We start from the raw sequence: 14,330 nt of genomic DNA, 5'->3' as shown, positions 1-14,330 counted from the left end.
GGTCCCCTGTGGTCCCGTGTGCGGGAGACGGGACAGAGTGATGCGAGGACTGTCGTGACGTCGGAGTGATCGATGTTCCGCAGACGGCCGGCCGACAACAGCGAGGACCTTCTGGTCCGGCTCGCGTCGCTGACCGCCAAGGCTCGGGAGTTGGCCGAGACGCAGCGTTCCCGTGTCGAGCTCGCCGTGGCCCTGCAGCGCGGCATGCTGCCCTCGGACCTGCCCAGTATTCCGGGCGCCCGGCTGGCCGTCCGCTATGAGCCCGCCAACCACGGGCTCAACGTCGGCGGTGACTGGTACGACGCCTTCTCCCTGCCCGGCGGGCGGATCGGCATGTCCATCGGTGACGTGCAGGGGCACAACATCGAGGCCGCCGCCTTCATGGGACAGGTCCGCGTGGCACTGCGCGCGCTGGCCTCCGTCACCGGAGACCCCGGAGAGCTGCTGGGTCGCACCAACGACCTGCTGATCTCTCTGGGCGCCGACCTCTTCGCCACCTGCACCTTCCTGCGGCTCGACCCCGCTGCCGGCACCCTGGAGTGCGCCCGGGCCGGTCACATCCCCCACATCTGGGCCACCACCGACGGCCGCTCCGGCATCGACGACTGCGAGGGCGGGCCTCCGCTCGGTGTGCTCCGCGACGTCGACTACCCGGCCACGCGCCACCGGCTCACGTCCGACGGTGTCTTCGTCCTCCTGACCGACGGGGTGGTGGAGGGGCCCTCGCTCCACGTCGACGAGGGTCTGGACCGGGTGACGCGGCTCGCCGGGATCACCGCCGTCGCCGGGCTGGACGTCGAGGCGCTCGCCACCGCCGTCATGAAGCTGGCGGCCACGGTGGGGCACGAGGACGACGCGGCCGTCCTGGTCGTCGGCCATGACGGCGGTCCGGCCCGGTCGACGGTCGAGGGGTGAAGGGGGCTCGCCCCGGGTCGGCCCGCCCCGGGTCGGGCCAGTCCTCGGGCCGGTCCGGAGTCCACCAGCCGGTCCGTACTCCAGCCGATCGGGACTCGTGCCGTACGGCGGCGCCCGACACGCAGGGGTCTTGCCCGGTCCTGGCGGCCCGGCCGGTGTCTGATGGCTGGCGTGTTGGATATTCGGCAGTTCCGGCCCTTTACCGAGACGGCGCTGATTTCGCTGGCCGTGGCGGTCGGCTACTACGCGGCCGGACGGCTCGGCCTGCTGGGCCGCCTCGTCGTCGAAGGCGTGGTGGCCACCCCCATCTGGCCACCCACCGGCGTCGCCGTAGCCGCCCTGCTGCTGTTCGGCGCGCGGGTCTGGCCCGGGATCGCCCTCGGCTCCTTCCTCGTCATTGCCTCCCTCACCACCCCAGGGCCGACCACGGTGGTCACCGTGGTGAGCAACACCGTCGCGCCGCTCTGCGCCTTCCTGCTGCTCAGACGGGTCGGCTTCCGGCTCGACATGGCGCGGCTGCGGGACGGACTCTCGCTGGTCTTCCTCGGCGGGTTCGGCGCCATGCTGATCAGCGCGACGGCGGGGGTCGGGCTGCAGGTGGTGACAGGCTCCCTGGACGGGAGCGAGTTCTGGACCGTGTGGCTGGCCTGGTGGGCGGGCGACACGATGGGGGTGCTGCTCGTCGCTCCGCTCCTGCTCGTACTCGCGGGGCCGGCCGGACGGTTCCGGGTACGGCGCTGGAAGGAGGCGGCCTTTCTGGGGCTGACGACCCTGGCTCTCGTCCCCCTGGCCGTGCTCAGCCCGATGGGCCTGCTCTTCCTCGTCTTCCCCCTGCTGGTCTGGGCAGCGCTCCGCTTCCAGCTCGCCGGCAGCGTGCTGTGCGCGCTCTTCGCGTCCGTGTTCGCCACCATCGCGGCGACCTCCGACCGCGGCGCGTTCTTCCACCTGTCGGACGTCGAGATCATGGTCAAGCTCCAGACGTTCAACGGTTCCGCCGCCCTGACCGCCCTGCTCCTCGCCTCCGTCATCACCGAGCAGCGTGCGACCCGCCGTTCGGTGCGCCGCGCCTGCGAGGAACTGGCGGAGGTCCTGGAGCACCTCGCGGCGGGCGAGCCCTCGCCGGATCCCCCCGCCGGGCCCCCGCCCGAGCCCCCCGAGAGCCGGGCAGCCCCACCCGGCGGACACCGAGATCCGTGACCCTCCGCGTCCGCGACGGATCCGCTCAACGGACGACGAGGGTGATCTACGCGGCTGTCATGTCGACCGGTCCCGGCGTTCGGCGCCCAGGCGGGCGAAGTAGTCGATGAGGTCGGGGGCGTCCACGGCTGCCGGGTTGACGACCTGCTCGACCGGGGCGCCCTGGAGGAGGCGCTTGACGGGGACTTCGAGTTTCTTGCCGGTGCGGGTGTGCGGGATGCCGGGGACTTCGAGGATCTCGTCGGGGACGTGGCGGGGTGAGGCACCCGTCCGGATCGCCTCCTTGATCTTCTCGCGGAGCGGGTCGTCCAGGGTCGCGTCGGCGGCGAGGACCACGAACAGGGGCATCCAGTAGCCGCCCTCGGGTTCTTCCGCGCCGATGACGAGGGCCTCGGTGATCTCGGGGAGGCGTTCGACGACGTCGTGGATGTCGGCGCTGCCCAGGCGTACGCCGTTGCGGTTCAGGGTGCTGTCGGAGCGGCCGTGGACGATCACGGAGCCGTGTCCGGTGACCGTGATCCAGTCGCCGTGCCGCCAGACGCCGGGGTGGGAGGAGAAGTAGGCGTCGCGGTAGCGGGTGCCGTCGGGGTCGTTCCAGAAGTACAGCGGCATGGACGGCATCGGGCGGGTGACGACCAGCTCCCCGACCTGGTCCACGATCGGGACGCCCTCGGCGTCGTACGCGGCCAGGGCCACGCCCAGGTGGGGCGCCGAGAGCTCTCCCGCCCAGACCGGTGTGTTGGGGGCGCTGCCGGCGAAGCCGGAGACGACGTCCGTGCCGCCGCTGGTGGACGCGAGCAGGACGTGGTCGCCGACGTGGTGGCGGACCCAGGGGTAGGCGGAGGCCGGCAGTGCGGAGCCGGTGCAGCCGACCACGCGGACCGACGACAGGTCGTGCGCCGAGGGGTCGATGCCGTACTTGGCCATGCCCAGCAGGTACTGGGGGCTGGTGCCGAAGACGGTCACCCGGTGGCGCGCGGCCAGCTCCCACAGGACGTCGAGCTTGGCGAAGGGTGCCGGGCTGCCGTCGTAGGTGCACGTGGTGGCGCCGGTGAGCAGCGTGGAGGCGACCAGGTTCCACATCATCCAGTGGGTCGTGGTGTACCACAGGAGGCGGTCGCCGGGCCCGAGGTCGGAGTGCAGGCCGAGGGTCTTCAGGTGCTCCAGCAGGACGCCGCCGTGACCGTGGACGATGCCCTTGGGCAGACCGGTGGTGCCCGAGGAGAACACGACCCACAGGGGGTGGTCGAACGGAACCGGTGTGCAGGTGAGTTCCTCGGTGCGGGTGGAGGCTTCCTCCCACGGCACCACGAGTGACGGGTACGCGTGTGCCGGCCACGGCAGGCCCACGTGGTCCACCAGCAGCGCGGCCTTCAGCGTCGGCAGCTCACCGGCGAGTTCGAGGGTGGCCTCGCGGCGGTCGTGCGTCGTGCCGTTGAAGAGGTAGCCGTCGGCGGAGATCAGGACGGTGGGTTCGAGCTGGGCGAAGCGGTCGGCGGCGGCCTTGGGGGCGTAGTCCTGCCCGCAGACCGACCACACGGCGCCCAGGCTCGCGGCGGCGAGGAAGGCGACGATCGCGTGCGGTGTGTTGGGCAGGTAGCCGACGACCCGATCCCCCGTGCCGACGCCCAGGTCGCGCAGGGTGGCGGCGACGGAGGCGACCTGGGCGCGCAGCCGGTTGCCGGTCACCTCGTGGCTGGAGCCGGTCTCGTCGAGGGCGATGATCGCCACGGTGTCGTCGGTGAGGTTGCGCAGGGCGTGGTGGGTGTAGTTGAGGGTGGCGCCGGGGAACCAGCGGGCGCCCGGCATCCGTTCCTCCGCGAGCACCTGCTCGTACGGGGTGTCCGCGTCGATGTCGAAGTAGTCCCACACCGCGCCCCAGAAGCCTTCCAGGTCGGTGACCGACCAGCGGTGCAGGGTCGCGTAGTCGGTGCCGTCCACGCCGGCGTGGCGGGCGAAGTCCATGATGCGGCTGTCGGCGACGGCCTGCGGATCGGGCGTGGTGAAGGGTTCCGGGCGCGGCCTGGTCATCGTGTGACGCTCCTCAGCAGGCTGTTCTCCACGGTCCGTGGGGAAGGGTCGGGGATGCGCGTGGTGTGCAGGAGAGACGCCCAGGCGGCGGTGTCCGTGAAGTCGTGCCTCCCGGCCGGGACGACGTCCATGACGACGCGGTCGGGGCGCAGCAGGACGGCGTCCGCCCGGCCGGCGCGCAGCCAGGCGGTGAGCGTGCCGTCGTCACGGAGGTCGGTCACGGGGATCGCCCGGACGCCGAGCCCGTGGGCGAGGGCGCACAGCGAGGGCCAGGGTTCGGCGGCGGTCAGGACGGTGAAGCTGTCGCCGAGCAGGTCGTCGAGGCGGCTGCGCCGGCCGTCGAGTCCCACCACCCACGGTTGGGGGCAGTGGGTGCCCACGAGGCTCCTGCGCATACGGCGCCGGACGAGGGGCCCGGCGGTCAGGGGCGGGCTGAAATCGCGGCCCGCCGCCGCGGTGAGGCCGGGTATGCGGCAGGCCGCGGCCAGGACACGACGGCGCAGTGCGGCGGCGGAGTCCTGGCCGCCGGTCATGGCCCAGCCCATGGCGACCGCGAGCCGGATCGCATGCCGTGCGTGCGGCTTGCGCTCGCTCTCGTACGTGTCAAGGAGACGCTCGTCGCCGCCCTGGCCGAGGACGCGGGCCAGCTTCCAGGTGAGGTTGTAGGCATCACGCAGGCCCGAGCACAGTCCCTGCCCGATGAACGGCGGGGTGAGGTGGGCGGCGTCACCGAGGAGGAAGACCCGTCCGCTGCGCCACCGGTCGGCCACCCGCGCCCGGAAGGTGTACTGCGTCTCCCGTACGACGTCGAAGTCCCCGTCGTACGAGGGCGAAAGCCACGGGGTGATCAGTTCGCGAACCGGTTGCCGCCCTTCGTGCAGCCGGAACTCCCAGCGGTAGCGGTCCTCACCGACGCGCATGAACGTCGCCGGCCGGTGCGGGTCGCAGACCTGGTCGACGCCTTCCCAGCAGCGGACGTCGGCCTGCGTGCGGACGTCGATGACGGTCCAGCGTTCCTCGAAGCGCAGGTCCTCCCATGCGGCGCCGATGGCGGCACGGGTGAGGCTGCCCGCGCCGTCGCAGCCGAGGACCGCCTCGGCCCACAGATGATGCTCACCGTCGTCGTCGCGGTAGGTCACGCGCACGGGGCCGGCCGGGTCCGGGCCGACGCCGGTGACCTCGACACCGCCCCGCAGTTCGCACTCCGGGCGCTGGGCGAGGGCGTCGCGCAGCAGTCGCTCCAGCTCGGGCTGGTCGAACATGCTGGTCTGCGGGTAGCCGTGATGGCCGTGCTCGGAGCGCCGGAACTCGGCCATGACCCGGTGCCGGGCGTCCAGCAGCCGAAGTCCGTTCGCGGGGCGGGCGATCTCGGCGAACTCCTCGCCCACGCCCGCGGCCTGGAGGATGCGGCGCACCTCGTCGTCGGTGGCGACGGCGCGCGGGAGCGGGTACACGTCCTGGTGGCGTTCCAGGATGACGGTGCGGATACCGCGCCGGGCGAGGAGGAGGGCGGCGGTCACGCCCACCGGACCGGCGCCGATGATCACGACGGGTGCGGGCTCTGTCGGTGCGGGACCGGGTGCGGTGTCCCGGGGTCCGGCCTTTTCGGCGGTCATGTGCGGCTCACCTCGGGTCCTTCCCCCAAGCTCTTCGAGCAGGGGGTACCCCCGGCGTCCGTGACAGGCGTGCGCTGCTCGCCGAGGTCGATCCGCCCGTCCGCGGTCGAGATCGTCGCCGTGATCACGTCACCCGTGTGCAGGTAGTGCGGGTTACGGGCCTGGCTCTTGAAGAACGCCTTCCACTTCACGGCGGGCGGCAGCAGCGCGCCGATCTTCTCGACCGCCTTGGGCGGGGCCTTGAGGGCCGTGCCGCCGGGGGTCCCGGTGAGCAGCAGGTCGCCGGGGTCGAGGGTCTGGAAGCGGGCCAGCAGGGTCAGCGCCTGTGCCGGGCGGACGATCATGTCGGCGAGGGTGCGGTCCTGGCGCAGCTCGCCGTTGACCGACAGCTTCAGCCGCAGATCGAGGAGATGGGCGAAGTCCTCGGGCTCCAACAGCGCCAGGAAGGGCCCGGTCGGTGTGAAGGTCGGGTACGACTTGCTCTCGTAGAACTGCGTCTTGGTCAGCTGGACGTCGCGTGCGCTGACGTCGTTGGTGACGACGAGCCCGGCGACGTACGACGGCAGGTCACGTTCTTCGACCACGGTGCCGACGGGCAGGGGTGCGCCCATGACGAGCCCGAGCTCGATCTCGTAGTCGAGGAACTTCACGTGCGACGGCCGGACGATCGCCTCGCCCGGGCCGCTCACCGACCCGGACGCCTTGCGGAAGAAGGCGGGCGGGATGTCGCCGGTGAAGCCCGAGTCGCGGGCGTGGCTACGGTAGTTGACCATCTGGGCGACCACTCGGCAGGGAGTGGTGACCGGCGAGAGGACGACCAGGTCGGCGACGGGCGTGCCCGCCTCCCCGGAGAGGGCGGCCTCGCGCACGGCCGCCCGGTCGGCGATCAGTTCGGCGGTGGTGGCGGCCTTGGTGTCGACCGGGACGGCCCGGTCGCCGCGGAGGACCCACCATCCGTCGGCGGTGCGCAGGACATTGGTGCTCATGTCGGTACCTTCGTGAGGGGTCGGGGTTCAGGACGTGGCGGCTTTGAGCAGACCCAGCAGGCGTGCCGGGTCCATCTCGTTGTCGCCTCGCAGGGCTTCGATGACGTCACGGACCCGCCGCGGGGAGGGACTCGCGCCGAGGAAGTCACGGGTGGCTGGAGGTCCCCACTGGGCGAGGCCGGTGGTCGACATGGGTGCCCAGCCGGGCTCCAGGTCGCAGGAGAACAGGTCACCGTCGGCGAAGTGCTCCAGCATGAAGCGGTCGGGGTCGCGCCAGTAGTCGAAGAGCTGGCTGCCCTGGATGTGCCGGCCGATGCCCCAGCTGCGCTGGTAGCCGCGCTCGGCCAGGTACTCGCCGCCTGCGGCGATCGAGTCGAGGTCGGTCACCTGGTAGGCGGAGTGGACGTAGCCGTTGCCCGGGCCCAGGTGCATGGCCAGCGTGTGGTGATCGACGGCCCGGCTGCCCTGGTCACAGCGGATGAACGCCATCGTCGGGCCACGGCCGCGCTGGCCGTCCAGGAACAGGAAGTCGGACACGATCATCCCGAGGGTGTCCAGGTACCAGTCGAGGGCGCGCCCGAACACCCGTGTCTCCAGGACCACATGCCCCAGACGCTGGATGCGGGAGGGTTCACGCGGCGGGCGCTGGGGGACGTTCGTGCGACGGTGGTCGGTGCCGAAGTTGGGCAGAAGCGGCTGCTGCTCGGGCAGCGCCGGCAGTTCCTCCCCGCAGTGCACGACCCGGACCGGGAAGCCGGAGGGGTCGAGCAGGTCGACCACCTTGCCGCCGCCGGGCACGTCCGCGTCCCGTACGGACGTACCCGTGGCGCGGGCCAGCCGGTCCAGGTCGGCCCGCTCGGCGGCGCGGAACGCCGGGCCGATGAAACGGGAGGTCCGGCCGCGCCGGATCACCATGCACGGCGGGCCGGCGAAGGTGCCCCGCAGCCACAGCTCGCCCTCGCTCCGGGCGGCGATACCGAAGCCGAAGTCCCGGGCGAAGACCTCGGCCCGGTCCGGATCGGGCTTCTCGAACTCCAGCCAGGCCAGGTCGGCCACCTTGATCACGGGGTTCCGGGACCGCCCCGGATGTTCGCCGCGCAGGGCGCCCTGCGCGCTGTGGAGATCCTGATGGGCCGTCCTGACGTCCGGGACGCCGACTGTGTTGACGCGGGTTTCGGACATGGTGCCCTCCAAGCAACATCGCCGTAATGAGGAAATCATCAAGTGTGACGGTTCTGTCGTCAAGGTGTCCGCGACAGAAATGATGGATTCATCAGGAATGCGATGATCATCGTCTCCGCGATTAGAATCGGGGCATGGCTACGTCAGCACCGCCCAGCAACCGATTCGAGCGGCGTCGCGCCGAGACCCGCGGCGCTCTCGTCCGAGCGGCCCGCCAGATACTCGCCGAGACCGGGGACACCAGCGTCAGCATCCAGGTGATCGCCGAGCGCGCCGACGTCGGCTTCGGCTCGTTCTACAACCACTTCGAATCGAAGACGGAGCTGTTCGAGGCCGCGGTGCAGGACGCGCTGGAGGAGTTCGGCCAGACCTTCGACGAGCGCCTGGCCGGCATCGACGACCCGGCGGAGCTCGTCGCGACGGGCTTCCGGCTCAGCGCCCGCATGGCCGAGTCGCACCCGGAGCTGATGCAGGTGCTGCGCCGCCGGGGCCTGGGTCACATCCACTCGGACAACGGCCTGTCCCGGCGGGCCCGCCGGGACGTCGAGGTGGGCATGGCCTCCGGCCGCTTCACCGCCGTCGATCCGACAGTGGCCCTGTCCGCGGTGGGTGGAACCCTGCTGTCCCTGGTGGAGCTGAGATTCGCCCGCCCCGATGTGGACGGCGACGACGCCGCGGTGAACCTCGCCGAGATGGTCCTGCGCATGCTGGGCGTCCCGCCGGACGACGCCCACGAGGTCGCCCGGCGCCCCCTCCCCGACCTCGCCTGACCGACCACCACGCCGAGCGCGGCCGATCCGGACACCCGTCAGGGCCGGACGCCTGGCTCGCGGGAGGCGGGGGAGGCGGTCGTCGCATAGCGTCGACGCAGGCGCGTACGGACGGACACGCCGACGGACACGGTCCGCGCCCGCGTGGGGACGGGCCGGCGGGTGTGTCGAGCGGCGACCCGGTCGGTCGGGCCCGCCCACGTACCGCCAGGCGGCGGACGTTCGGGCGCGCGTCGGCGAAGGCCCCGAGGTGAGGAGGAAGACCGGTGGACCAGACCCTGCCGGAGCGCGCGTCCACGGTGGCGCTGCGTGTCAACGGAACGGACCGCTCGCTCACCCTGGACCACCGCACGACCCTCCTTGACGCGCTGCGCGACCACCTCGACCTCACCGGCACCAAGAAGGGCTGCGACCACGGGCAGTGCGGTGCCTGCACCGTCCTCCTCGACGGCCGGCGCGTGAACAGCTGTCTGCTGTTCGCCGTCGCGTGCGCGGGCCGCTCCGTCAGCACCGTCGAGGGGCTCGCGGACGGCGAGCGCCTCCATCCGGTCCAGGAGGCGTTCGTCGCCCGGGACGCCCTGCAGTGCGGCTACTGCACACCGGGCCAGATCTGCTCGGCCGTGGCCCTGCTGGACGAGGCGGCGCGCGGCGAACCGTCGCACGTGACACCGCCGGAACGCCTGCCGGGTGGGCCCGTCGCCCTCACGCCGGACGAGATCCGGGAGCGCATGAGCGGGAACATCTGCCGCTGCGGCGCCTATCCCAACATCGTGGCCGCGATCGAGGAGGCCGCACGGTGAAGCCCTTCGCGTACGTGCGCCCCGAACGCACCGAGGAGGCCGTCGCGCACCTCGCGGCCCACCCCGGCGCCCGCTTCCTGGCGGGCGGCACCAACCTCGTGGACCTGATGAAGCTGGGCGTCACCGACCCGCCGCTGCTCGTCGACCTCGGCGCCCTGCCCCTCGACGGCGTCGCGGAGACCCCCGACGGCGGGCTGCTGATCGGGGCGACCGCGCGCAACAGCGACGTCGCCGCCCACCCCGCCGTACGCGCCCGCTACCCCGTGCTGTCCCAGGCCCTGCTGGCCGGCGCCTCGCCCCAGCTCCGCAACGCGGCCACCACCGGAGGCAACCTCCTCCAGCGCACCCGCTGCCCCTACTTCCAGGACACGTCCACGCCGTGCAACAAGCGTCTGCCCGGTTCCGGCTGTCCCGCCCGGGAGGGTGTCCACCGGGACCTCGCGGTCCTCGGCCACTCCGCCCACTGTGTCGCCACGCACCCGTCGGACATGGCCGTCGCCCTCGCCGCCCTCGACGCGGAGGTCCGGCTGCGCGGGGCGGACGGCGAGCGGACGGTGCCCGTCGCCGCGTTCCACCGGCTGCCCGGCGACCGCCCGGACCTGGACACCGTCATCGCGCCCGGCGAACTCATCACGGGCGTGACGCTCCCCGCGCCGCCGCCCGGCGCGCTCAGCGCCTACCGCAAAGCCCGTGACCGCGCCTCGTACGCCTTCGCGCTCGCCTCCGTAGCCCTCGTCCTGACCGTCGAGGACGGCCAGGTCGGGCACGCCGCCCTCGCTTTCGGCGGTCTCGCCCACAAGCCCTGGCGGGCACGGGCGGCGGAGGAGGTGTTGCGGGGCGCGCCGGCCACCACCGAGACCTTCCGGCGGGCCGCCGACGCCGAACTCGCCGCCGCCGAGCCCCTCCGCGACAACGGCTTCAAGGTGCCGCTGGCCCGCAACCTCGCCGTGAGCCTCCTGGGTGACCTCGCGTCCCGCGCCGCCGCGGCCGCCCCGTGACGACCACGACTCGCCCGCACCCCTGTGCCCCGCCCCCCTGACGTCCTGCCCGGCGTCGCCCCGCTCGCCCGGGATCCGTCTGCCTGGCATCCGTCTGCCCGCCGAACGTCCGACCGCGCACACCCCGCCGTACGCCGACCGGAGGAGGCACCACGCCATGACCCGCCACGAACCCGCGACCGCGCCGCCCCCGGCGGCCGTCCGGCGTGACGCCCGCGAGAAGGTGACGGGCGAGGCCCGCTACGCCGTCGACCGGACGCCGCCCGGCTGCCTCCACGCCTGCGCGGTGCCCGCCGCCGTCGCCCGCGGGCGGGTCACCGCCGTCCACTCCGACGAGATCCTGCAGCGCCCCGGCGTACACGCCGTCCTCACCCACGAGAACGCCCCGCGCCTCGGCGACGCCGACGACCCGACGCTCGCGCTGCTCCAGGAGGACCGGGTCCCCCACCGGGGCTGGCTCGTCGCCGTAGTGGTCGCCGACACGCCCGAGAACGCCCGCGCCGCCGCCGACGTGCTGCGGATCGACTACGCGCCGAGCGAGCACGACGTCCGGCTGAACGCCGACCACCCGCGTCTCTACACGCCCGAGAAGGCCAACGGCGGCCACCCGGCCGTACGCGAGCGGGGCGACTTCGACACCGCCTTCGCCGCGGCCCCGGTCCGCATCGACGCCACCTACACCATGGGCGCCCTGCACAACCACCCGATGGAACCGCACGCCGCCACAGCCTGGTGGGACGAGGACGGCCTGACCGTGTACGACTCCAGCCAGGGCGCGACGACCGTACGGGACGTCCTCGCGCGCCTGTTCCGGCTGCCCCGGCAGAAGGTCACCGTCGTCTCCGCCTACGTGGGCGGCGGCTTCGGCTCCAAGGGCACCCCTCGGCCGCCGGCCGTCCTCGCGGCGATGGCCGCCCGGCACACCGGCCGGCCCGTCCGGCTCGCCCTGCGCCGCCGTGACCTGCCCGCCACCGTGGGGCACCGCGCGCCCACCATCCAGCGCGTCCGCATCGGCGCCGCCGCCGACGGAACGATCGCGGCCCTCGCCCACGACGTGGTCACCCAGACGTCCACGGTCAAGGAGTTCGTCGAACAGGCCGCCGTCCCGGCCCGCACCATGTACACCTCTCCCCACAGCCGCACCACCCACCGGGTGGTGGCCCTGGACGTGCCCACCCCGTCGTGGATGCGCGCCCCCGGCGAGGCGTCCGGGATGTACGCCCTCGAAGCGGCCATGGACGAACTCGCCGAGGCGGTCGGCGTCGACCCGGTGGAGCTCCGGCTGCGCAACGAACCCGACACCGAGCCCGACAGCGGCAAACCGTTCAGCAGCCGGGGCCTCGCCGCCTGCCTGCGGGACGGCGCGCGCCGGTTCCGCTGGGCGGACCGGGACCCGCGCCCCGGCGTCCGGCGGGACGGGGACGTGCTGACCGGTACGGGTGTCGCCGCCGCCACCTACCCCGTACTCCTGAGCCCGTCCCGCGCCTCCGCCCACGCCGCCCCGGACGGCCGCTTCGTCGTCCGCGTCGACGCCACCGACATCGGCACCGGGGCGCGGACCGTCCTCGCCCAGATCGCCGCCGACGCCCTCGGCGCCCCGCTGGACTCCGTAGGCGTCGAACTCGGCAGCAGCCGACTGCCCGACGCCCCCGTCGCCGGCGGCTCCTCCGGGACCGCGTCCTGGGGCTGGGCCGTACACAAGGCCTGCGCCGCACTGCGCGCGACCCTGGCCGCCGACCCCGGTCGTCCGCTGCCGCCCGAGGGCGTCACGGTCGAGGCGGACACGGATGAGGAGGCGGGGCGGACGTCCCCGTACGCCCGCCACGCCTTCGGCGCCCACTTCGCGGAGGTCCGCGTCGACACCGTCACCGGCGAGGTCCGGGTGAGCCGGCTGCTCGGCGTCTATGCCGTGGGCCGGGTCCTCAACGCGCGCACCGCCCGCTCCCAGTTCATCGGCGGCATGACGATGGGGCTCGGGATGGCTCTCACCGAACACAGCACCATGGACCTCGTCTTCGGCGACTTCCGCGAACACGACCTGGCCTCCTACCACGTCCCTGTCTGCGCCGACGTGCCGGACATCGAGGCCCACTGGGTGGACGAGCACGACCCCCACCTCAACCCGATGGGCAGCAAGGGCCTCGGGGAGATCGGCATCGTCGGCACGGCGGCTGCGATCGCCAACGCCGTCCACCACGCATGCGGCGTCCGTCTCCGAGCCCTCCCGCTGACCCCCGACCACCTCCTCCCGCTGCTCACCGCCCGGGCGCCCCTCCCCCAGGTGTATTGACCCGCAGCGTCGTTGACGCGGCTGATGGGGGGTGTCCGCCCAGTGTGGTGTGCCAGCGGTGGTGGTCGCAGGTGGCGCGGACCGGTCTCAGTCCGGCGCACCGCGTCGTGGACGCGCTCACGCCGCCACCTCCCGGTCCCCGGCCGTGGAGGCAGCACCGACCGAGGTCGCCGTTGGGAGAGGGGAGCAGGGCCGGTCAGAGCTCGGCCGCGTCGGAACGGCAGAGCGATCACATGAGCGACCCGGACGCCCCTCACTCCCGTCCGGGCCGGTCTCCATCATGAAGTCGCCGTCACGTTCGGCGACGCAGCTTGCCCTTCGCCTCTTCGATCGTCCCCTTCACGTTCCTCTCGGTCTCACCGACGACCTGCTTCGTCTTGCCTGCCACCCGGTCCCCGGTGCCCTTCGCTTTGCCCTTCGTTTCCTGGGCCTTGCCACGAATCCTCTTGCCCCCAGCCACGCGGATCAGCTCCTCGACCGATTTGCTTCCGAGCCCCTTGAAGGGGTTGCACGGCGGTTACCCACCCATTGTCGACGCAATCACGTCCTTCTTGCTCGGGCCCTGTCCACCAAAGCGATGCCGATCGCGGCCAGTCCGATCTGGATGAGCCATTCGATCCAGTCGACTCCGCTCGTGTCGTCGACTCCGGCCGCATGGGCAATGGCAGAACCGCCCAGCGCCGCAGCGATACCGATGAGGATCATGAGCCAGATCGGAATGTGCTGCCGACCAGGAAGGGCCAATCGGCCGAGCAGGCCGATGACGGTCCCGATCACGAGAGCGCTGAAGATTCCGGAAACTTCCATGGATGCGCCTCCCTCGTACACCTCGTACACCTTGTTCACCCTGCAACTTCCCGAACTTTCCACACACATGCGAGGTAAGCAGCAAGGAGGGATATTGACCATTACCAATCATGGCGGGCGCCAAATAACGCGGATATGGTGGAATTTGGATTGGATACCAAGGATGCAAATGCCAACTTTGGCGGTGAACTGTCACGAGTACCGTCGGAAAGCGCAAGAAGCATGATCCCGACGAGCCCGAGCCCGAGCCGGAGCAGGAGCCCGAGCCGGAGCCGGAGCCGGAGCCGGAGAGCGATCCTGAAGGCGGTATCGACTCAGAGCCGGCCGGTGAAGCAGACGCGGCAACGGAGGACGGGACGGATTCCGAGACGGATGAGCCTGAGCCCGACGAGACCGAGTCCGACGAGACCGAGTCCGAACCTGCCACGAGAGAGTCGGCGGCGAAGTCCGAGCAGGATCGAGTGCCGCCCGCAGACGCCTTGCGGTATGCCGTCGAGCAGCTCACGGAACTTCTGGGGCGGACTCCCGAGTCCGTGTCGTCTCTGAAGCCGACGGATCAGGGGTGGGCGGCAGAGATCGAAGTCGTGGAGCTTGAGCGAATTCCCGAGACGACCAGCATCCTCGCAAGTTATGAGGTTGCGCTGGGGCCGGACGGGCAGTTGCTGGGTTACGAACGCGGCAAACGATACACACGTGCTCAGGTCGACAAGGAAAAGAGCTGAGCGTGATGCCGCCCCT

The 14,330-nt window shown here is 72.1% G+C and carries 13 protein-coding genes; 7 read left to right on the top strand and 6 right to left on the bottom strand.

What is annotated here, in order from left to right; translation table 11 throughout:
- The first annotated feature begins 72 nt into the window (after positions 1–72).
- Positions 73–915 carry a PP2C family protein-serine/threonine phosphatase gene (locus ACWEJX_RS15245; protein WP_451607906.1) on the top strand — a complete coding sequence of 281 codons (843 nt, stop codon included), beginning with the start codon at positions 73–75 and terminating at the stop codon, positions 913–915.
- A gap of 162 nt (positions 916–1,077) precedes the next feature.
- The gene (locus tag ACWEJX_RS15240) at positions 1,078–2,112 is read left to right on the top strand and encodes an MASE1 domain-containing protein (RefSeq protein WP_451607905.1); all 1,035 of its coding nucleotides are present in this window, start codon (positions 1,078–1,080) and stop codon (positions 2,110–2,112) included.
- 57 nt (positions 2,113–2,169) lie between these two features.
- Here the strand turns inward: ACWEJX_RS15240 and ACWEJX_RS15235 are convergent, their stop codons facing one another.
- From ACWEJX_RS15235 to ACWEJX_RS15220, 4 genes are read right to left on the bottom strand one after another with little or no spacing between them, the layout of a single operon-like run.
- A complete protein-coding gene (locus tag ACWEJX_RS15235) occupies positions 2,170–4,143 on the bottom strand; it encodes an acetoacetate--CoA ligase (RefSeq protein ID WP_451607904.1) in 1,974 nt (657 codons plus the stop codon).
- Positions 4,140–5,759 (bottom strand): bifunctional 3-(3-hydroxy-phenyl)propionate/3-hydroxycinnamic acid hydroxylase MhpA, encoded by a 1,620-nt coding sequence (gene mhpA / locus ACWEJX_RS15230; RefSeq protein ID WP_451607903.1) that lies wholly within the window; start codon positions 5,757–5,759, stop codon positions 4,140–4,142. Before mhpA ends, ACWEJX_RS15235 begins: the two co-directional genes overlap by 4 nt.
- On the bottom strand, positions 5,756–6,745 hold the full coding sequence (locus ACWEJX_RS15225) for a fumarylacetoacetate hydrolase family protein (RefSeq protein WP_451607902.1): 990 nt from the start codon (positions 6,743–6,745) through the stop codon (positions 5,756–5,758). The genes mhpA and ACWEJX_RS15225 overlap by 4 nt, the downstream gene beginning before the upstream one ends.
- A 27-nt stretch (positions 6,746–6,772) precedes the next feature.
- On the bottom strand, positions 6,773–7,927 hold the full coding sequence (locus ACWEJX_RS15220; protein WP_451607901.1) for a VOC family protein: 1,155 nt from the start codon (positions 7,925–7,927) through the stop codon (positions 6,773–6,775).
- 134 nt (positions 7,928–8,061) lie between these two features.
- Here ACWEJX_RS15220 and ACWEJX_RS15215 point away from each other — a divergent pair, with 134 nt between their 5' ends.
- The 4 genes from ACWEJX_RS15215 to ACWEJX_RS15200 all read left to right on the top strand — a co-directional run bounded on the left by ACWEJX_RS15215 (position 8,062) and on the right by ACWEJX_RS15200 (position 12,785).
- A complete protein-coding gene (locus ACWEJX_RS15215) occupies positions 8,062–8,697 on the top strand; it encodes a TetR/AcrR family transcriptional regulator (protein WP_451607900.1) in 636 nt (211 codons plus the stop codon).
- A gap of 266 nt (positions 8,698–8,963) precedes the next feature.
- Positions 8,964–9,497 carry a 2Fe-2S iron-sulfur cluster-binding protein gene (locus tag ACWEJX_RS15210; RefSeq protein ID WP_451607899.1) on the top strand — a complete coding sequence of 178 codons (534 nt, stop codon included), beginning with the start codon at positions 8,964–8,966 and terminating at the stop codon, positions 9,495–9,497.
- Positions 9,494–10,495: an FAD binding domain-containing protein gene (locus ACWEJX_RS15205; protein ID WP_451607898.1), complete on the top strand. Its 1,002-nt coding sequence runs from the start codon at positions 9,494–9,496 to the stop codon at positions 10,493–10,495. The genes ACWEJX_RS15210 and ACWEJX_RS15205 overlap by 4 nt, the downstream gene beginning before the upstream one ends.
- A 157-nt stretch (positions 10,496–10,652) precedes the next feature.
- Positions 10,653–12,785: a xanthine dehydrogenase family protein molybdopterin-binding subunit gene (locus ACWEJX_RS15200; protein WP_451607897.1), complete on the top strand. Its 2,133-nt coding sequence runs from the start codon at positions 10,653–10,655 to the stop codon at positions 12,783–12,785.
- Between the two features lie 292 nt (positions 12,786–13,077).
- Here the strand turns inward: ACWEJX_RS15200 and ACWEJX_RS15195 are convergent, their stop codons facing one another.
- Positions 13,078–13,245, bottom strand: coding sequence for a CsbD family protein (locus ACWEJX_RS15195; RefSeq protein WP_451607896.1), 168 nt, complete (start codon positions 13,243–13,245; stop codon positions 13,078–13,080).
- Between the two features lie 80 nt (positions 13,246–13,325).
- A complete protein-coding gene (locus ACWEJX_RS15190) occupies positions 13,326–13,592 on the bottom strand; it encodes a GlsB/YeaQ/YmgE family stress response membrane protein (RefSeq protein WP_451607934.1) in 267 nt (88 codons plus the stop codon).
- Between the two features lie 308 nt (positions 13,593–13,900).
- Between ACWEJX_RS15190 and ACWEJX_RS15185 the strand changes: the two genes are divergently transcribed.
- On the top strand, positions 13,901–14,314 hold the full coding sequence (locus ACWEJX_RS15185; RefSeq protein ID WP_451607933.1) for a gas vesicle protein GvpO: 414 nt from the start codon (positions 13,901–13,903) through the stop codon (positions 14,312–14,314).
- The last annotated feature ends 16 nt before the right edge of the window (positions 14,315–14,330 follow it).

The sequence above is a fragment of the Streptomyces sp. NPDC004788 genome (assembly GCF_053601115.1).
This window is presented reverse-complemented; position numbering and strand designations above follow the sequence as displayed.